We start from the raw sequence: 19,773 nt of genomic DNA on the forward strand, positions 1-19,773 counted from the left end.
AGGTTCACACTCCTTTTTTAAGTAACGCCATAAAATCGACTTTTTGATCATTTGGAACCATTTGGTGATACAACTTCACGCCATGCGCGGCTAAATCATCAAATACTGCGACATCTTCTGGTGTCACCGCAACACTCTTAGCAACTTGTTTGGCACCGACAGCCATTGATAAGTTGCCAACGTTGACACTTTTGAGTTTAACGCCAGCTTTTACCAACACTTGCAGCGCTTTGGGATTACGCACGATTAAGAAGACACGCTGGCCTTGATACTGGTCCGCTAGTATCCGCTCAGCAGCTCCGGATGGCGTTAAGATGCTCAAATGAACGCCACCAGGAACAGCAGTCTTAAGTGTCATCTTTTGAACTTCGCTTTGAACGATCTGCTCATCCACAACCATGATGCGGGTAGCGTTAAGCGTTCTGGTCCACATGGTTGCGACTTGTCCGTGAATAAGGCGCGCATCGACACGAACATTGATTAGCGGGTTACCAGTGTGAAGCGAGTTATTTGTTGAGGGGGCAGTTGTATCAGTCGAAATATCTTCTCGCTCGGATTTGAGCGAAAGTTCTTTGATAATGGCTTTCGATTGCGTTACCGCTTCAGAGATAGGCGTTCCAGTTGCTAGTGCTAGGACGAGCCCGAGTGACAGTCCCGAAAAAACTTGAATATCGGGATGCTGATGTTTAAATGCTAAAGCGGCATTGGCTGGCGAACCGTTTGGAATATCAGTAATAATGGTGAAGTTGGCCGGGCTTGATTCTTTTGCATAGGCGGCTTCGTAAGCAGATAAAAGATCGTCTATACTCATCGGATCGTGGAACGAGACTGATGTAAAGTTTGCTAATTTACCAGCAATAAGCTCGCAGCTTGCCAAAGTCGCTTCAGCATAAGTACCATGACTTGCGAGAACATACATATTGATCACCTCGTCTATACTTAATGTGTTAAGATGGCTTTACACGCAAAGCCTAGCATATTATAATGACGACTTCAATATTTTGGGCTTACTTGATTACTGCCTGATTTAGTGGGAAAGTAACCGATTTACATTGACATAGGTATAGTAAGCAGAAATCACCAAAAAAATCAACCTAACGTGTTAGGGTATGTCACAAAAAATAAATGAGGTGAAAAAATGTCAGAACCACTACCGAGAATTAAGCGTTATGAGGATCTTGGATTAGGCTTGTTCATTCATTGGGGACTATATTCCCAGCTAGCAGTTGGTGAATGGACGGAATTTATTCACCATCGATCGCGCAGTGAATACGAAAAACTAATAGCAACTTTTACAGCAAATCAATTTGATGCAGAAGCGATTGCCCATGCCGCAAAGATGATGGGCGCAAAGTATATCGTGCTAACAACAAAACACCATGAAGGCTTTTTCTTATACGACACTAAAGGTTTGAGCAGTTTTGATGTCATGCATTCGCCTGCCAACCGCGATCTTATAGCAGAATTTGTTGCAGCTTGCCGCAAAGAAGGACTGTTACCGTTTTTTTACGTCGCAACATACGATTGGCACTCACCCCTGTATGAGGAAAATTTCCCTGCCTATCTGGATTATTTAAAAGCTTCGGTTGAAGTACTTTGCCGTCATTATGGCCCAGTCGGCGGTTTTTGGTTTGACGGTAATTGGAATAAAAAAGAGGCAGATTGGCAGCTGCCCGCGCTTTATGGCATGATTCGCAAATACCAGCCGGATGCAATCATCGTCAATAACACGGGATTGAAGAATCGAGGGAAAGTAAGTGATCCTGAGATTGATGTCGTTACCTATGAACGAAGAACGCCGGACGAAATTTACCACGGTGCACCTAACGCGAAGTATGTTGCAGGCGAGATCTCAATGACGTTGAATCAGCACTGGGGGATTGCGACCAACGACTTGAACTACAAATCACCAGCAGAGGTTATCGAAACGGTTGCTCATGCCCGGCATATAGGGGCTAATATTTTGGTTAATATTGGTTTGACCGGTCAAGGCGCGATCCCGGCTTCGGCAAAAACGTATATGGCATTATTAGGACGGTGGACGACTATGGCCGCGCCTGCCTTATATCGCGGACGACCAACTGCGATCGTCTCCGGACAAGGTGCGCGTGACTTTGTCTTGCATGCAGACGCACATGATTACTTATGCGTGTTTGATCTAAAAGTCGTAGGTAATGATAATGTCGTACTTGGTGGTGAAGGGGTTAATCCGCGTTCATTCGTTGGTATTGATCGTCCAATCGAATCTGTTTATTGGCTGGATAATGAAGAATATCTATCCTTTACGCAGGATTTGCATAAAAGAGTTCTCACAGTTGACGCAACGGGGTATCCTTATGGCAGTGACTGGGTCGTTAGAATTGCACAGATTGATTACAAGTCTGAAAACAGGACAGTTAAGTCTGACTAATAAGCAAGCAAACGGATGCTTGCCAAATCTGTTCGCAAACTTTTTAAAATGCCGGACCTGTAACGACTACCCAAATCTGATTGGTTGAAAAGGAGACAAGGCATGGCCAAGCCAAAGTATCAGGAGATTGTCGATGAACTGATCAAAGAACTTAGTGAAGGGCGCTTGAATCAAGGCGATCGCTTTTACAGTGAAGCAGAAATAAAGGATCGTTTTGCCGTGAGCTCAACCACTGCTGTTAAGGTGCTTAATTTGCTCCAAGAAAAAAACTGGGTGACGCGTATAAAAGGGCGCGGTACCTTTGTGGCCAAAGAAAATCATCGCCGCGTGGTTTACTTGACGGATCTTAATATGGCCAAGACTCAGCCGGAGTGGACTAAGGTTTTGAGCGTTGCGTCTGGTAATGATGCTACAGTACGCCAAAGAATGAAACTTGGTGCCAATGATGCGTACATCGTCATCAAACGCTTGCGAATGATTGGCGATCAGCCAGTGCAATACACGATTAACAACATTAATGTCGCTTATTTAAACCGAGAACGGTTGCATCATCTCGATGACTTTGTGTCAGTTTATCAGCGAATTCGTGATGACAGTGGGATTGACCCATATAAGTTGCCATACACACAACGTAATCTCGCTGGCCCAATTGACGCGGAAATCGTGAAAAAGTATTTTCCCCAGCGTCAAAAAGCGCAAACTTTTATTCAACAGTATCGGGTGACTTATTTACCTTTTGATGACCCTGCGCTGTTAGAGTATGCGATTAGTTACAAGCTGCCTGAATTCTGGGGTCTGCAGACGGACTCGACTTATGGCTTCACTGAACCAGAAGGATAGCGTTCATCAAGGAAGGCAAGGTAGCATTAAAAAAACGGTGGTTAAAAGAAAATATGTACAATTAAAAAACGCCTGAAATCATTGAGATAGCAGGCGTTTTGCCGTTTTGTATGGCATCATGAACAAGACAAGAAAGTGAATGACGGTTGGCAAATCCAACGTATTGTGAGGTGGTCGCCTATGCGCGATGATCAAAATCTATACGGAAGGAGGTGCCTAGTTGTCTGTTGCTGATGCGTTGATGCTGATGCCGGTCTTCGGTGATTTCGTATTATCGTTGATTGCGCTGATCATCACCATTATGCTGATAATACAAGACAATCAAAAAGACCGTCGCTAATCTTTTGGCTAAGATGACGGTCTTTTTGATTAGTCAAATTTAATGCCAACCGTCTTGAACGGTCTTGTCAGGGGAGTATCGGTCACCACCGATGCTCCCTTTCGTGTTTTATTATAGCATGGTGCCAATGAAGACGGTAATATTAAGCAATCAAACGGTAAGTGCTAAAAGGACGGGATTTTAATATTGAACTTAAGCGGTTGATTTTCAAACTGTACGAACCTTAACCTCATTCACCAATTCCTGTATACTGAAGTGAAAGCGGACACAAAGCAGGAGGTACATATGGCAGATAGTTACATCATGGCCATTGATGAAGGCACGACCAGTACGCGCGCGGTTATTTTGGATCATGCTGGCAAGATGGTGGGCGAGGCGCAAAAGGAGTTTACCCAGTATTTTCCTAAACCAGGCTGGGTGGAGCACGACGCGAATGAGATTTGGGAAGCGGTGTTGTCGACGATTGCGGACACCTTTATTTCGTCTGGGGTGCAGCCGCGGCAAATTGCAGGACTTGGGATTACGAATCAGCGTGAAACGACCGTGATTTGGGATAAGACGACGGGGCTGCCGATTTATCATGCGATTGTGTGGCAGTCACGGCAGACCAATGCGTTGGCGGAAGCGTTGCGGCAGGCTGGTCATGGCAAAATGATCCATGAGAAGACCGGCTTGCTGATTGACGCCTATTTTTCCGCTACGAAGATTCGCTGGATTTTGGATCATGTTCCGGGAGCCCAAGAGCGCGCGGAAAATGGTGAGCTGCTGTTTGGTACGATTGATACGTGGCTGAGCTGGAAGTTATCAGGCGGCGCGATTCATGTGACGGACTACACGAATGCCAGTCGAACGATGTTGTTCAACATTCATACGTTGGATTGGGATGACGAGATTTTGCAGTTGCTGCATATTCCGCGGGCCATGTTGCCTGAGGTGCGCAGTAATTCGGAAATTTACGGTACCGGCGCGGCTTATCATTTCTTCGGCAGCACGGTTCCAATTGCAGGGATGGCCGGTGACCAGCAAAGCGCCTTGTTTGGCCAGTTAGCGTTGGCGCCGGGGATGGTGAAGAATACATATGGTACTGGCTCGTTTATTGTGATGAATACAGGCGATAAGCCGAAAATGTCTGCTAATAACTTGTTGACGACGATTGCATATGGCGTGAACGGGCAGATTAATTATGCTTTGGAAGGCTCAGTGTTTGTCGCAGGTTCGGCGATTCAGTGGCTGCGCGATCAAATGGGGTTGGTGGCGCAATCGCCTGACACCCAGCAAGCAGCCGAGGCAGCCACTAGTGATGATGAGGTTTATGTGGTGCCTGCGTTTACAGGCTTAGGGGCACCGTATTGGGATGCCGAAGCACGCGGGGCAGTTTTTGGCTTGACCCGCGGAACCACTAAAGACGACTTTATTAAAGCGACGTTGCAGGCTTTGGCTTATCAAACGCGTGATGTGGTTGATACCATGTACAAGGACACACAAATTGCTGTTCCAGCCTTACGCGTTGACGGTGGGGCAGCCCGCAATGATTACCTGATGCAGTTTCAGGCGGATATCCTGAATAAGCCGTTGGAACGAGCCGCCAATTTAGAGACGACCGCTATGGGTGCTGCCTTTTTAGCAGGATTGGCAGTCGGCTTTTGGCAGGATACGGATGAACTTAAACAGATTTTCCAAATTGGCAAGCGGTTTGAACCTCGTATGACACCGGCGCGGCGGGAGAATTTATACGCCGGTTGGCAACAGGCTGTTGCGGCCACGCAGATGTTCAAGCACCGGCCGTTACCACGAACATCCACTGCCAATAACGAATAAGCAGAAAAAAGCAATCCCTCGTCATATAGGCCAAAGGGATTGCTTTTTACATACCGAAGATTTAATTTTTCTGTCCCCGTTTTCGCACCACATAACTATCCAGCAAAATGCGGCTCATAACTTGCAACGGCAAACGTGAGGCCACCTCGTATTTGTCAAAATAGGCGGCTTTTGATTTATAGCCGACAAAAAGTTCATCCGCGTACTTGACGATTGAAGCTTGGGCGTTGGTCGTCAGGATGATTTGCGGAATGTCGCGGGCGGCAAGGGTTTTGGCAGCGGCGACGAGTTCCGGGGTTTCGCCGTTTAAGGTGATCGTGATGGCCACTGCATGCGGACTGATCTGACCGGCGATGGTTTGGATGATGTTGGGATCGCTGAAGAATTCAGCATACTTGCCCAGCAACTGGAGCTTCAAAGTGACTTCCGAGGCGATTGATTCGGATAAGCCGCGCGCAAAAATGAGGACGATCTCGGCCTTGGCGAGCAGTTGAACCGAGTCCTCGATGACAGAAACTTTCAGATTATCAAGGGTGTTATAAACCTCAATTTGATTTTGCATAATCACTTTTTTAATTTGATCATCCACCTGATCGAGGATGCCGAATGGTTCAGTGTCGCCAATGCGTTTTAGCAAATCATGCCGAAATTCGGTGTAGCCGTTGAAGCCTTTTTTCTTCATCGTGCGCACAATGGTTGCCGGTGAGACGTTGGCGGCGACGCTTAGCTGGGTGATGGACAAGTTGACGACGGTTTGTTGGTGATTCTCGATGTAATCCCAAAGATAAGCCTCTGTGGGACTGAGTGTAGCCATGAGGTTGGCCTCCTTGTTTAGTGGGGTTGATGCAGATGAAAAGCATTTTCGCTTAATCCGGAAAACGACTGAAAACAGAAAACTCTTTTCGGTTGAAAGCGGTTAACATGGTGATAAGTAAAAGAAACGACATGAAGGAGCGCTTAATGTGATTTATACCTTGACGTTAAATCCAGCAATTGATCTTTTTATTAAAACTCAGACCATGGCGCCGAATACGGTGAATCGAACGGATAGTTATGACATTCAGGCAAATGGTAAAGGCGTGAATGTGAGCTGCATCTTGAAGCGGCGCGGGGTTGATAACGTTGCGCTTGGGGTTGGCGGCGGCTTTACCCTTGATTACATTGCGGATTTTCTGACTGAGCAAGGCATTCGCAATTATTTTTATAAGGATGCCGGTTTCACGCGGATTAATGTGTTCACCCGCGTTGTCAGTGACAATGCCGAGTATAAATTAGTGAATCCCGGGCCGGAGATTAGCGCCGAAACATTAAAACAATTATACCAACAACTGACCACTCTGGGTGCTGACGATTGGCTTTGTGTTTCCGGGAGTTTTGCACGCGGCATTGAGCCGAGCTTTTTGTTGCAACTTGGAAAACTGAGCCAGGAAAATGGCTTCGCGTTGATCATCGACAGTTCGTATCCGGAAGCCGTTAAAGCCTTGGCCTATCAACCATTATTGGTGAAGCCGAATGATGCGGAGTTGATGAGTTGGTTTAACCAATCCGGAGAAGCCGATTTGGCAACGATGGTGAAGTTAGGCCACAAAGCATTAGCGGCTGGGGCTCAAAATGTGTTGGTTTCACTCGGTGCGGCGGGAGCCTTGTTTATGAATCAGGATGTGACGCTGGTCGGAAACGCGCCAAAGATTGACGTGTTAAATACGGCCGGTGCCGGTGACACGATGCTGGGAACCTTTTTAGCGGGTCTTTATCAAAAGCAGGATCTAGCGGACACGCTGAAATTGGCGATTGCGGCGGGCAGTGATACGGCCCGGCGCGCATGGATTACGGATTTTACTGAGACGGATGAATTGTTGACGCAAATTAAGATTAAGAAACTGGAGGGTTAGCTGATGGCAAAGTATGATTTAATTGCTGCGACCGGTTGTGCGACGGGGATTGCCCATACTTATATGGCACAAGAGGCGTTAGAGCAAGCGGCTAAGAAAATGGGTTTGACCATTAAAGTCGAAACACACGGTCAAACCGGTGTCGATGATCCACTGACGCAAGGAGAAATTGATGGGGCAAAAGGCGTTGTCATTGCTTCTGATATTGACGTTGACGCGGATCGTTTTGCCGGCAAGCCGCTGGTTAATGTGCCGGTTGCAGCCGGTATTCGCGAACCGGATAAACTGATTAAAGAGGCGTTGAGCAGCGCGCCGGTTTATATGCCTAAAGGCGGTGCGGCCAAGGCTAGCGCGGATGAAAACGTTGAAACCAGTACAGCCGGAATTGGTAACAAGATTTACACCAGTTTAATGAACGGGGTTTCGCACATGCTGCCGCTGGTGGTTGCCGGTGGTGTGTTGATCGCAATTTCATTTTTCTGGGGCATTTATTCGGCGGATCCTAAGAATGCTGAATACAATCAGTTCGCAGCCATGTTGAATTCGGTTGGTAGTGCAGCCATGGGACTCATGGTGCCAGTGCTGGCGGCCTATATCGGTGAAGCCGTGGCCAAACGTTCTGGCTTAATCGTCGGCATGGCGGTTGGGATGATTGCTTACAATGGCGGTCAAGGATCCGGCTTTCTTGGCGCGATTGTCGGTGGTTACATGGCCGGACTGGTCATTTTAATGTTGCAAAAAGTGTTCGCCTTCATGCCCGACAAGGAATTTCGGGGATTAAAAGCCATTTTTCTATATCCGGTACTCGGTGTCTTCATTTCCGGATCGATTATGTATCTCATCAATACCCCGATGAAAGCCTTGAATCTCGGTTTAATGGCGTGGTTAAAAGGGCTTGAAAGTTCCAGTCCAATTATTTTAGGCATTGTTGTCGGGGTCATGTGTGCGGCTGACTTTGGTGGACCAATCAATAAGGCGGCGTATCTCACTGGGACGGCATTGTTGGCACAAGGCAATTATTTCTTCATGGCCGGCGTTTCAGCAGCCTGCATTGCGCCGCCACTGGCTACCACAATCTCGGTATTACTCAATCCCAAAGCCTACAATCGTGATGAACGCAGCGCCGGTTATGTCAATGCGTTGCTTGGTTCAACCCATATTACAGAAGGGGCAATTCCATTCGCCGCGAAAAATCCGTTAATGAATATTCCGGCGTTCATGGTTGGCTCCGCGATTGCTGCCGTTTTGACATATATGTCCCGGATTCAGGTGCCGGCGCCTCATGGTGGATTCATTGTTTTGCTACTGGTGAATAAGCCGGTTCTATGGGTTGCCTGGATTTTAGTCGGTGCAGCAGCATCCGGTGTGCTTTTGGCCATGATTGCCGGCCACTCTGCCAAAAAACGTGGTGTCAACGCCGGTGTGGTTGAAACTGCCTTGGCAACAGAAGGGGCAGCCGCTGACGAACCGGTTGCGCACGTGGCCGTTTCATCAGCTCGCAATCAACCGGCTCCGGCTGCGGATCAATCCCAGCAAACTTTTGACCCTAGCGAGATTTTGAACAAAGAATACATTGAAGTCAATGTTCCTGCCAAAACGCGGGATGATGTGCTGCATTATTTGGCTAATATGGCAGTAAAAAACGACTTGGCAACTGATGCCGATGCTGTGTTCAACAAGTATGTGGCACGTGAAAAAGAAGGCTCAACGGGGATGGAAAAAGGCATCGCCATCCCGCACGCACAAGATGCAACGATTAAACGTTCAGCGATGCTCGTGTTACATCTGGCGCAACCAGTCGAATGGCAAACATTTGACGGGAAGCCGGTTAATGCGGTGATTTCGTTCCTGATTCCGGAACATGATAGTGGCAGTCACTTGAAATATCTGTCGAGTACGGCGAAGTTACTGACGCATGAGGATTTTGTGAAGGCGTTTCAGGACGCGAAGACGCCGGATGCATTGTATGAATTGTTTAAGCGGTAAGGTGTGAGTTTGTGGTAAAAAAGAAAGGCTTCCTGACGATGGTGTCAGGAGGCTTTTCTTTTTGGGGAGGGTTGGTGGTTTAAAACGTAATTTGTATATAAGGGCTTTAGTCGCAATGGTCAACGTTGGAGTTTTTGGATGGAAAACTGCAACGGGGAAGAGGTATTCTTTTTTGGGCAATTCGGTGGTTTTATTCTGCTTTCTATAACGCGCTCGCAGTCGCAGCAATCTGCACATAAGGACCTTGAGCCTAAATGGCCAAAGTCGGTGTTGATGGATGGAAAATTGCAGCAGGGACAGAAGTATTTTTTTTTGGGCAATTCAGTAGTCTTATTCTGCTTTCTATAACGCGCTCGCAGTCGCAGCAATCTACGTGTAAGGACCTCAAGCCTAAATGGCCAAAGCCCAGCCATTTAGGCTTGAGGCCACTTACACTCCGATTGCTAAGCGCTCCTGCTCGCGCTCACACAAAAACAGACCGCTGGGTGGGCGGTCTGCTTGTTGTCTGATCGTTTGGGGGACGATCGACGATTTCTACTTTGGAGGAGTAAAAATGAAAAAGTTGGGTTGGGGTTTAGGAATGAGTGGGTGGCTCATTTCTATGTTTCTTATACTACAGACAGGGTGTGAATGAATTGTGAAGGCAAATCCAACATTTTATTATGTCTTTATGGCGATTATGTTCACATTTTCCAAATCGGCTTGGAATTGCTTAAGAAGTTAGTTTGGCTGAACGTTACTTAACGAAACAAACGTTCTTCATGCAAATCCGAACATTTCGTGGTAAACTCTTCCCAACAGCTCAAGTCGCCTAAATTGGCCAAGATGATGGGGTGTTAATGTGAAGAAACAGCATATTGTGGCTCGGGTACGGCGCCCGGATGGTTTGGTTTTGGACTTCCGGCTACCCAAAGATATTACGCATGCAATCAAAGTAAGTCCGCAAACAGATTGGTTTGAGCGGTTACGCGGGGGATTGATTGTTGCACCTATGGCACCGTACGTGGGCAAGGGGAAGACGGCTTTCTTTATTGGTCGCATTGAGCGCGTCTATTATTCAAGCCGTCAGTTAAAACGCTTTACGCGCAGTCAGTTTTTGTTGCCTGATGTTTGGCGCGAACAGGATTTGTTAGAAAGTTTTACGTTTTTGCGGCACGATCACGCGTGGTTGAATCGCTTGTATATCAAAGACGATTTGCGTTATTGGTATCACGATGCCAACTCGCATTTTTTGGCAAATGTTCGCGATTGGCACTGCAAGTTGGTGTATCATCGCTTTCAGAGTCGAAAACAACGACTGCTGCCGAACTTCTAAGATGGCAACAAAAAGTTCAGACAAAAAGCAGGCCATGGTGACCTGCTTTTTGTTGCGACTGACTATGATAGAAAATATTGGCCGGTTAGTATGCTAATTAAGACAACCAGACCAGGCAAAAGGTTGGAAATGCGGATTTTGGTGATGCTCATGAGATTCAGGCCGATACCAAGGATCATCAACCCACCAATGGCACCAATTTCTCGAAGTGAGGTTGCCATCAACGTTTTGGGGATGAACTGGACAAGAAAGCTGGCTAACAGGGTGATGGTTCCTTGATATAAAATCACCGGGATGGCCGAAAATAAAACGCCGATGCCTAGCGAGGCGGTCATCATAATGGCCATGAAACCATCCATAACCGCCTTGGTATACAAGGTCGCATTATCACCGGACACGCCGGCTTGAATGGCCCCCAAGATGCTCATGGCACCGATGACGGCAATTAAAGTCGCGGTGACGAACCCTTCCGCAAAATGGCTGTTGTTGCGGGCAAAGCGTTCCTGTAACTTGAGGCCGAGGTGATTCATGCCGTCTTCAATATGCAACCATTCGCCCAGCAAGCCACCGAGACACAGACTGATGATGATCACAATAAAGCTTTTGGTCTGCAACGCCATTTGAATGCCAAGCGCAAAGGTACCCAGACCCAAACTTTTCGTAATCGTGTCCTTTGCATTGGCGCTGATATTGTGCAGGATCAGCCCTAGTAAACTGCCGCCGATAATCGTTAAGCCGTTAACGATTGACCCCATGAACATCATGTATTTTCCCTCACCTTTTCAATATGCTGGTTGCTCTTAACCGAACTATCATAGCATGTTTTACGGCGATCAATAACAGCAGGTTTTTACCAATTGGTTGACTGGTTCAGGTAAAATAGAACTATAACCGTTTTAAAGTGCAGAAAAGGCGTTTCAATCACGGAAAAGACTTGCAAAAAACAAACGCGTGTTCGATAATGTAACTAGTGTATTTTGAGCGAAGTATGTACGACATTAAGGAGACAAGTATGGCGAAAAAAACGACCACAAAAGCTGATAATAAGAAGTCTGATGCCACAGATCGTGAGACCGAATTAGAAAAGGCGCTGCAAAAGATTACCAAGGCGTTCGGTGAAGGCGCGGTCATGAAGATGGGTGATCGACCGGAGTTGAAGATCGATGTGGTCTCAACCGGGATTCTGTCATTGGATCTCGCCCTTGGTGTCGGTGGCTTACCGCGGGGCCGGATCGTTGAAATTTATGGACCTGAAAGTAGTGGGAAAACCACGATTGCGCTGCAGACGATTGCCGAATTACAAAAAACCGGTGGCAAGGCAGCTTATATTGACGCGGAAAATGCGATGGATCCAAAGTACGCTGCTGAGTTAGGCGTGAACATTGACGATCTTTTGCTTTCCCAACCAAACTCGGGTGAACAAGGATTGGAAATCGCCGAGATGCTGATTGAATCGGCCGCGGTTGATGTTGTCGTGATCGACTCCGTAGCCGCACTGGTGCCTAAGGCTGAAATCGAGGGTGCAATTGGTGATAGTCACGTTGGCTTGCAAGCACGGCTGATGTCGCAGGCACTGCGAAAGATGGCCGGCACGATTAACAATACGAATACGTTGGTCATCTTTATTAACCAGTTACGTGAAAAAGTCGGCATTGTTTTCGGTAATCCGGAAGTCACCCCAGGCGGCCGGGCGCTGAAGTTTTATGCTTCTGTGCGCATTGAAGTACGCAAAGGCCAGCAGGTTAAAGATGGTAAGAATGTTGTTGGGTTTGCCAGCAAGCTCAAAGTGACCAAGAATAAGGTGGCACCGCCGTTTAAGACCGTTGAAACCACCATGTCGTTTGGTCATGGGATCGAGCACAATACTGACATGATCAACTTAGCGACTGATAAAGACAACGATCTGGACGTTATCACCAAGTCCGGCTCATGGTACAACTATGGTAAGGAACGCCTCGGCCAAGGTCTGGTCAATGCGTCTCATTATCTGGATGAGCATCCTGAAGTATCCAAGGAAATCGAAGCCAAGATCCGTGAGCAGTCCGCACCGAAGCCAAAAGAAGAGGACGAAAAGAAGGATACTGCTAAAGACGAGAAAACAACGGCTGACAAGAAGCCTGAAGAGAAACCAACAACCGACAAAAAGCCGGATGATAAGAAAGATGATCCATCCAGCTTCGGGGTTGACCGTTTAGTTTAAAATATGCGTAAACGTACTAGCCGCAACCAGACTTACACATGATGTGAGTCTGGTTGCGGCTTTTGCTTGATAGGAAAAGAGCCAAGCGATTGTTCACAAAAACTTTCATCACGGTTGCACCTATCATGGATCTTGAATTCGGGTGAACCAACAGAACAATAATACAGTCATGTCAACAAACGTTAATACACGCGCCTTTAATTGGTTATGCTTCGTTGGATTTTAGAATTTGATATTGCTTGAAGAATCTTTCTCGAGATACCACGCGTTGATTGGTTGCATCCAAGAAGTCACCTGAATCTCCGTATGCGTAAACACCCAGTGCATCAACGCCACCTCCAAGTGAACCGCTAGCAACGAACTTTAAATTCTTCTTGTTAGGTGGGGTTAACGCCCACATGAGAATACGAACCCGATTATCCAACCAATAAAGATAGTTTTGTGAAAATGCATCTTTTACCCAGTCTGGCTGAGCGCCTGTTTTGGTGATTTCCCAAACATCAGCAGGTTGGCCTTTATACAATGTTTCCATGATCATTCGCCTCTCTTTGCTATTGACCGTTTACTAGTCTTTTTAAGTCAGTAAACGAGGTATAGAAAAATGGACTATAGAATCTCCATGTGCATAGCTGTCTGAAATTGGCTATAGCATATATTAGGAAATTGGTCTCGTAAAGCATTTTGTCTTCGGATTGTTCTAATTTTCAAGGTGACTGTTCAAGTGTCATGTTCGTCAAAAAATCTTCAAAACGCACATATGTTATTGCTTGCCAAACCAAATAGAGGATTCTAAGATAAATGCAACCGCTATCATTGCACCGCATAAAGAAACACGGACGAGTCAAATTTTTTTATTGAACACGATAAGTTCACAAATGAAGGGGTGAGCCAAAATGGAAAAGAAACAAGAACTCATTGCAAAGATGCTAGAACTGCAACATCTTTTCGAGGAACAATCCGACGTGACATCGCAAGCTATTGTTGCAAGTATCAAACAGGTCATTGATAAGGTGGCGGATAAACGGATACAAGGAGTTAATATTGCTCCACAAGTCTTACCGATTGGGTATTTCATCAGAGACGAGATGCGCGACCATCAGTATCAGCTCACTTTAGCACAGCGGACGGTACTGTTTGATCTGGAAGGCATGGCTGAGGCGATTGCTAATAAGTATATTTCGGGAATACCATCGTTTTAAGCGTGAATGTTGATTTGGATGCCATTGCTTACGTTAACGCGCTTCCCGGCGCAGGGATCTGCATGTAAGGAACTTGGTCGCAATGGCCAAAACCGGGCCATCACGCCCAAGGCCGCTTACACTCTGATCCCTAACCGCGCCGGCTCGCGCTCATGATACAAAAACGCCCGTTGCGTATTGGCAGCGGGCGTTTTTGTGATGATTGGATGGGGGCCAATCATCTTATTTTTCTTTGGAGGAGAAAAATGAAAATTAGGTTGGGGTGTAGAGATGAGTGGGTGGCTCATTTCTATGTTTCCTATACTACTGACAAAGTGTGACGAAAGTGTGATGGTTACTTTGCCATTTTGTAAAGGTTTGAGTAGATTAAGACGAAGAAAACTAAGCTTGTTCGGCTACTAGGTGATGCTGCAGCGCGGTTTTGAGCGCATCGCCTAATGCTTTGATACCAGTGTCGATCTGTTCAAGTGTCGGACCGGTGAAGTTTAGCCGTGCGCCGTTGACCTGAGCCGAAGTTGCATATAGGTTGGCGGAAGGCACATAGGAAATGTTGCTTTCCGGTAACAGATGTTGCTTCATGAAGGCACCCATGTCGAAGCCGGCTGGCATGGTGAGCCACAGGAAGAAGCCGCCATCAGGGTTGGTGAAGTGCGCTTCATCAGGAAGGTAACGATTCATCGCTGCGACCATGGCATTCTTCTTTTCGCGGCAACAATTCTGGATTTCGGTGATGTGGGCGTCTAAGTCATTTTCCGCCATGTAGGCATCAATGCCGTGCATGGTCAGGTTGCTGGATTCCAAGTCGCTTCCGCCTTTTAACGCTAGTAATTCCTGCAAAAGGTCCGGTGCAGCAACGAGCCAGCCCATCCGTAGACTTGGTGAGAGGATCTTGCTGAAGCTGCCGAGATAAACGACGCGGCCTTGCGTGTCAAATGACTTAATGGTTGGCAGCGGTTTACCATCATAGCGAAGATCGCGGTAGGGGTTGTCTTCGAGGATCATAACGTCATATTGGTTGGCGAGTCGAATCAGCGCCTGACGCTTAGCCACAGACATTACGACGCCGGTTGGATTTTGAAAATCAGGTACCGTATAGATGAACTTGACTTTGTGACTCATTAAAACGCGCTGTAAGGCATTAATGTCCATCCCATCGTCTTGCATCGGGATTTCATAATAAGTTGGCTGATAAGCATTAAAGGCGGCTAAGGCACCGAGATACGTTGGCGCTTCAACAACTAGGCCATCGCCGGGATCAAGCATGAGGCGCGCCACTAGATCGAGTCCTTGCTGAGCGCCTTGGGTCATCATGATGTTATCGGCACGAGTCGGAATGCCAGTTGCGCGCAGCCGAGCCGCAATCTTTTCGCGTAAAGGCAAGTAGCCTTGAGTGCTAGCGTATTGCAACAGTTCAGTATCGCCACTGTTAAAGCTGTGCTTAAATGCCTGATTCAGTTGTTGGGTCGGAAACAAACTCCGATCCGGGTAGCCGCCTGCAAACGAGATGACATTCGGGCCAGATGCGGCGAACAGATCTTCTAATCCGGAATTGCCGGTTTTTTGGGTACGTTTTGCGAATTTCATGATGAATCCCCCTTTGATATCGGGCGTGTAACCGAACCTGATGCCGATCCACACGTTAATTGCGATACCGTTGTCGCGTTGGTAAAAGTTCAACCAACGTTTTCTTATTGACACTAGTGTAAAACGGCTCGTATGATTGAGTAAAGCTCAACTATTTCAGCTTAAGTTGAATTTTGTTCATGTTAAAATCAACAAACAGGCCTCAGCGTCCATTTGACAGGCATTGTGCGGCTCAAGTGACAACGCGTGTCACTTGGATCAAGTAGAAAAAAGGGGAAAAGTGATAACATGGGTAATTTTTCTTATGAAGTCTTTAGTAAAGTGGTGGAACGTGGCACGTTAGCCCAAGCCGCAGCGGAATTAAATGTGACGCCGAGTGCGGTCAGCCATAGTATCAGTCAGCTGGAGACTGAGCTGGGGTTTCCACTTCTAATCCGTAATCGTACCGGAGTGACACTGACGGAAGATGGGGCCCAGGTGCTGCCGATTATCCAAAGTATTCAGAACCTTGAAGAGCAACTGTCGCAAGTCGCCGATAACATCAATGGCGTCAATACCGGCAGAATTCGGATCGGTGCGTTTTCATCGGTTTCGACTAACTGGCTGCCGACGATTATTCAACGGTTTAAGAAGCGCTATCCACACATTGAAATCAGTGTCATTCAAGGGACCTTCAACCGCATTGTGGAGGCGGTTCGACTAGGTACGGTTGACATGGGCTTTTCATCGCTGCCGGTTGGACCCGGGGTGGTGGTTGAGCCGTTGTTAAAAGATCCGATCTACTGCATCACACCAAAACGCTTCAAGCCTAAAAACGGCAAAACCGTGACGCAAGCCGATGTTGAGAAGCGAAATTTTATTTTGCAACAAATCGACTATGATCGTGATACCAAGAATGCGTTGGATCGTTATCATGTGTCGACCAACACGATCAACTATTCGATTGATGACCAAAGCATTCTATCCATGGTGGAATCAGGGCTGGGCTTGGGGATTTTGCCGAAGCTCGCCTTGCAGAAGCTGGTGGGGGATGTGAACGTCTATCCATTTTCCGAACCATTCGCACGAACCTTGTGTTTGGTGATTAATCCGACCATCAAAAAATCACCTTCTGTCCAGCGGATGCAGCAGGTGATTCACACATTTTTGGCGGAAACTTATGGGGAAGCTTTTCTTGGCAATCAAGGGTAAAATGATCAGGTGCGATCGTCCAGGCGATCCATCGTTTGGTTCAGTGCCTCGTCAACGCGATTGTTATTGCGGTTGGTTGCGTGGCCTTTGACTTTATGAAAGGTTACTTGATCGAAACGGTTCATTTGGTGGAGCAGTGCTTGCCATAATTCAGCATTTTTAACAGGTTTGCCGTGGTTGCGCCAACCGTTTTGTTGCCACTTGACCCACCAGCGTTGTTGCATGGTGTTGATCACATAGGCAGAATCGGAGTAAACGTCAATCGGAATATCGGTTCGTTTGATCGCCTTTAGCCCTTGAATCACCGCCATAATTTCCATATAATTATTGGTCCGACCGTAATCGCCTTCAGAGAGCATTTTTTCATGCTCGCCGTAGATCAGTAATGCGGCCCACGCGCTTTTGTCGGTGGGCCGAACTGAGCCGCCTGCGTGATTGCCGGTGTTGCGATTACCGCCGTCAGTATATAGTACGATTGATTCAGCCATGATACCCTCGCTTTCTAACTATCTATTGTAGGGGAATGCGGTGGTAATGGCTATGTTTGTTTATTTAAAAAAAGATTGAAAAGAGGCTGCTGCATGGAACGTTATCTTATCGCATTGGATTTGGATGGTACGACACTCAACACTGAAGGTCAGCTGAGTGCTGGCACGATCGCGGTTTTGCGGGCGGCACAGGCAGCGGGACATTTGGTCGTGATTACGACTGGCCGGCCGGATGCGATTTCCGAACAGTTTTATGATACGTTACACCTGCAGGGGCCGATGATTAATTTCAACGGCGCCTTGATTCATGTGCCGCATCAGCATTGGCAATATGAAAAAGAAGTCACGATTCCGATTTCGGTTGCGTTATCGTTACGCCAGCTCAGCCAACGCTTTACCTTTAAAGTGATGGTGGCAGAAGGTAAGCGGCTATTGGTGGCTGATCGGCCTTATGCCAATATTCCGTTCTTGCCGGATCGCTTACACCCTGATGCTTTATTGGATGAGCATGGGTTGCGTCAGGCACCGATTTCGGTCACCATGTTTATGGAAGCTAAGACGTTTGAGCCGGTTTCGCAACAAGTGGCGGCTTTGTATCCGCATTTGGCAGCCAAAACCTGGGGCGCTTGGAGTGGCGACTATACGGCGTTAGAAGTGACTAGCCGAAATACGAGCAAGTCGCGGGCGTTGGCGTATGTCGCTCAGCGGTATGGCATTGATCAGGCACATATCATTGCGTTTGGCGATGATATGAATGACTTGGACATGCTGCAATTTGCCGGACATGGCGTGGCAATGAAAAATGCGCGTCCAGCCATTCTTGAAGCGGCAGACGCGCAGACACCAAGCGATAACGATCACGATGGGATGGCAGATTACTTAGCGGATTATTTAAAACTGGCTTAATGACGATGACTTGGAAATAAATGAAAATTAGGGGATTGCGATCATGACAACGCTATATCTTGTCCGTCATGGGCAAACAGAATTCAATGTGCAAAAACGGGTTCAAGGAATGGCTGACTCGGCCTTAACACCAAAAGGAATCGCGGATGCTAAGGCGCTGGGACGCGGCTTTCAACTGGCAGGGGTGCATTTTGATGCGGCGTTTGCGAGTGACTTGACGCGGGCTGTCGATACTGCTCATTTTATTTTAAGTGGTTTGGGTGAACCGCTGCCGGTAACGCGACTCATGGGCTTGCGTGAAGAAAATTATGGCAAGTTCGAAGGGCAACTGGCAAATGACTTTTCGCTGGCGACCATGGGCATTGCCAACTTCCATGATGCCTTAGCCAATCGCGAAATTACGTTAGCGCAAACAGCCGATGCGGCATTTGCGGCTAATATGGATCAGCATCCAAACCCGGCAGAAACCAATCGAATGGTGCAGGAGCGGTTGGACCGAACGCTGCGAGCCATTGCCGTGGAAGCCGAGGCCAAGGGATGGGAACGCGTTTTGGTGGTGTCACACGGAACGGCAGCGTTAATGTGGTTGAACTATATCCACTACAACATTGATGGCCGCGAAATGCTGGATAATGCGAGTGTCACTAAGCTAATGTGGCTTAATGACCGCTTTCGGGTGACGGACTTCAACGATCTAAGTTTTCTGCATCATGGGCAAGAAGCGCTTGGTTAAGCCGTGCGTTGCGGCAATGTTTTCTGGTCGCGCCAAAGCAACAGATCAATCAGGAGCAACACCAGCGTAGCCCCAGCCAAGGCGTAGGTGCCGATAGCGTGGGTCAGGATACCCGTGACCCCGGCACCAAGGGCAAAACTCAAGATGATCGTACCGACAGTGGCTGCGGATGCGCGGCCTTTTTGTTGTCCGCGAATAAAGCCGTCATACAGGCTCTGCGCGGCGGTGCGTAGATTGCCGGTCATCATCAGTGACGTAAATGGGCCACCTTTTAAACGACGGAACTCTTGTAGCTGGGCAGCCGCGATCACTGAGACGCTGGCGCTGGCCACTAAATCTGGCAGCCATTTTCCCAAGAGACTTACCACCAACAGCCATGCAATTTCATAACGGATGATCCACCGTTGTTCGGCAAGCGGTTGGGAGCGATGACTGGCATGTAGCTGCAAGGCGCGTGCAGCCATGGTGCCAAACATAAAGGCGAGAATGGGTACCAGATAGCGGATTGCCGTGTACCACTGTCCTTGGCCAAGATGGACGCCAAGCAAAATAACGTTACCGGTTTGTAAGCCCGCAAAGACTTCACCGTGCAACAAGTAGGTATACGCATCAAAACTGCCGGCAGCAGCGGTGAGCAAGGTGCCGATGAGCAGGCGTTCGTGAATGGGGTAAGTGGTGGTTTGCATGTTTATGGTCGCCTCGTTTGCTTACTATTTGATTTTATTCTACGCAAGTTTGGCCAGCTGACAATGAAAGTGACTTTTAAGCTTAAACCGTTTTGAAGTTGATGTTTGAAATTAAGTTTGTTCTAAGCTGAAAACGGTTTGACCTTAAACAAAAAATCCCGGCGAGCATAGAATCTACTCGCCAG

The 19,773-nt window shown here is 47.5% G+C and carries 19 protein-coding genes; 12 read left to right on the top strand and 7 right to left on the bottom strand.

What is annotated here, in order from left to right; genetic code table 11:
- Positions 1–4: 4 nt before the first annotated feature.
- Positions 5–919, bottom strand: a complete 915-nt coding sequence (locus ACWP87_RS03175; protein WP_005686505.1) for a PTS sugar transporter subunit IIAB — start codon at positions 917–919, stop codon at positions 5–7.
- A 219-nt stretch (positions 920–1,138) separates the two neighbouring features.
- Between ACWP87_RS03175 and ACWP87_RS03180 the strand changes: the two genes are divergently transcribed.
- The 4 genes from ACWP87_RS03180 to glpK all read left to right on the top strand — a co-directional run bounded on the left by ACWP87_RS03180 (position 1,139) and on the right by glpK (position 5,408).
- Positions 1,139–2,410, top strand: coding sequence for an alpha-L-fucosidase (locus ACWP87_RS03180; protein ID WP_005686503.1), 1,272 nt, complete (start codon positions 1,139–1,141; stop codon positions 2,408–2,410).
- A gap of 102 nt (positions 2,411–2,512) precedes the next feature.
- Positions 2,513–3,250: a GntR family transcriptional regulator gene (locus tag ACWP87_RS03185; protein ID WP_005686501.1), complete on the top strand. Its 738-nt coding sequence runs from the start codon at positions 2,513–2,515 to the stop codon at positions 3,248–3,250.
- A 220-nt stretch (positions 3,251–3,470) separates the two neighbouring features.
- A complete protein-coding gene (locus tag ACWP87_RS03190; RefSeq protein ID WP_005688149.1) occupies positions 3,471–3,590 on the top strand; it encodes a putative holin-like toxin in 120 nt (39 codons plus the stop codon).
- Positions 3,591–3,875: 285 nt separating this feature from the next.
- A complete protein-coding gene (gene glpK, locus ACWP87_RS03195; RefSeq protein WP_014570154.1) occupies positions 3,876–5,408 on the top strand; it encodes a glycerol kinase GlpK in 1,533 nt (510 codons plus the stop codon).
- A 61-nt stretch (positions 5,409–5,469) separates the two neighbouring features.
- On the opposite strand, the gene ACWP87_RS03200 is transcribed toward glpK, so the two are convergent.
- Complete coding sequence (locus tag ACWP87_RS03200; RefSeq protein ID WP_005688151.1) at positions 5,470–6,222, bottom strand: MurR/RpiR family transcriptional regulator; 753 nt, start codon at positions 6,220–6,222, stop codon at positions 5,470–5,472.
- Between the two features lie 148 nt (positions 6,223–6,370).
- Between ACWP87_RS03200 and pfkB the strand changes: the two genes are divergently transcribed.
- The 3 genes from pfkB (at position 6,371) to ACWP87_RS03215 (ending at position 10,601) form a co-directional block, all read left to right on the top strand.
- On the top strand, positions 6,371–7,300 hold the full coding sequence (pfkB, locus tag ACWP87_RS03205; RefSeq protein WP_005688153.1) for a 1-phosphofructokinase: 930 nt from the start codon (positions 6,371–6,373) through the stop codon (positions 7,298–7,300).
- A 3-nt stretch (positions 7,301–7,303) separates the two neighbouring features.
- Positions 7,304–9,286 carry a fructose-specific PTS transporter subunit EIIC gene (locus ACWP87_RS03210; protein ID WP_005688154.1) on the top strand — a complete coding sequence of 661 codons (1,983 nt, stop codon included), beginning with the start codon at positions 7,304–7,306 and terminating at the stop codon, positions 9,284–9,286.
- Between the two features lie 841 nt (positions 9,287–10,127).
- Positions 10,128–10,601, top strand: coding sequence for a DUF7679 family protein (locus ACWP87_RS03215; protein WP_005688159.1), 474 nt, complete (start codon positions 10,128–10,130; stop codon positions 10,599–10,601).
- A gap of 62 nt (positions 10,602–10,663) precedes the next feature.
- Here ACWP87_RS03215 and ACWP87_RS03220 read toward each other — a convergent pair whose 3' ends face one another.
- Positions 10,664–11,365: a DUF554 domain-containing protein gene (locus ACWP87_RS03220; RefSeq protein ID WP_005688161.1), complete on the bottom strand. Its 702-nt coding sequence runs from the start codon at positions 11,363–11,365 to the stop codon at positions 10,664–10,666.
- Positions 11,366–11,613: 248 nt separating this feature from the next.
- On the opposite strand from ACWP87_RS03220, the gene recA reads away from it, so the two are divergent.
- Positions 11,614–12,801, top strand: a complete 1,188-nt coding sequence (recA, locus tag ACWP87_RS03225; RefSeq protein ID WP_005688163.1) for a recombinase RecA — start codon at positions 11,614–11,616, stop codon at positions 12,799–12,801.
- A 205-nt stretch (positions 12,802–13,006) separates the two neighbouring features.
- Here recA and ACWP87_RS03230 read toward each other — a convergent pair whose 3' ends face one another.
- The gene (locus ACWP87_RS03230) at positions 13,007–13,333 is read right to left on the bottom strand and encodes a hypothetical protein (protein ID WP_005688165.1); all 327 of its coding nucleotides are present in this window, start codon (positions 13,331–13,333) and stop codon (positions 13,007–13,009) included.
- A 361-nt stretch (positions 13,334–13,694) separates the two neighbouring features.
- Between ACWP87_RS03230 and ACWP87_RS03235 the strand changes: the two genes are divergently transcribed.
- Positions 13,695–14,000 (top strand): hypothetical protein, encoded by a 306-nt coding sequence (locus ACWP87_RS03235; protein WP_005688167.1) that lies wholly within the window; start codon positions 13,695–13,697, stop codon positions 13,998–14,000.
- Between the two features lie 381 nt (positions 14,001–14,381).
- On the opposite strand, the gene ACWP87_RS03240 is transcribed toward ACWP87_RS03235, so the two are convergent.
- Positions 14,382–15,584, bottom strand: coding sequence for an aminotransferase-like domain-containing protein (locus ACWP87_RS03240; protein ID WP_005685158.1), 1,203 nt, complete (start codon positions 15,582–15,584; stop codon positions 14,382–14,384).
- Positions 15,585–15,872: 288 nt separating this feature from the next.
- Between ACWP87_RS03240 and ACWP87_RS03245 the strand changes: the two genes are divergently transcribed.
- Positions 15,873–16,775, top strand: coding sequence for a LysR family transcriptional regulator (locus tag ACWP87_RS03245; RefSeq protein ID WP_005685159.1), 903 nt, complete (start codon positions 15,873–15,875; stop codon positions 16,773–16,775).
- A 5-nt stretch (positions 16,776–16,780) separates the two neighbouring features.
- On the opposite strand, the gene ACWP87_RS03250 is transcribed toward ACWP87_RS03245, so the two are convergent.
- Positions 16,781–17,263 (bottom strand): ribonuclease H family protein, encoded by a 483-nt coding sequence (locus ACWP87_RS03250; RefSeq protein ID WP_005685160.1) that lies wholly within the window; start codon positions 17,261–17,263, stop codon positions 16,781–16,783.
- A 93-nt stretch (positions 17,264–17,356) separates the two neighbouring features.
- Between ACWP87_RS03250 and ACWP87_RS03255 the strand changes: the two genes are divergently transcribed.
- Both ACWP87_RS03255 and ACWP87_RS03260 read left to right on the top strand, forming a co-directional pair.
- Complete coding sequence (locus ACWP87_RS03255; RefSeq protein WP_005685161.1) at positions 17,357–18,169, top strand: Cof-type HAD-IIB family hydrolase; 813 nt, start codon at positions 17,357–17,359, stop codon at positions 18,167–18,169.
- Positions 18,170–18,212: 43 nt separating this feature from the next.
- Positions 18,213–18,902, top strand: coding sequence for a histidine phosphatase family protein (locus ACWP87_RS03260; RefSeq protein ID WP_005690914.1), 690 nt, complete (start codon positions 18,213–18,215; stop codon positions 18,900–18,902).
- Here the strand turns inward: ACWP87_RS03260 and ACWP87_RS03265 are convergent.
- The gene (locus ACWP87_RS03265) at positions 18,899–19,588 is read right to left on the bottom strand and encodes a YoaK family protein (RefSeq protein ID WP_005717286.1); all 690 of its coding nucleotides are present in this window, start codon (positions 19,586–19,588) and stop codon (positions 18,899–18,901) included. The two genes, ACWP87_RS03260 and ACWP87_RS03265, sit on opposite strands and share 4 nt — an antisense overlap.
- Between the last annotated feature and the right edge of the window lie 185 nt (positions 19,589–19,773).

The organism is Lacticaseibacillus sp. 22, assembly GCF_055413445.1.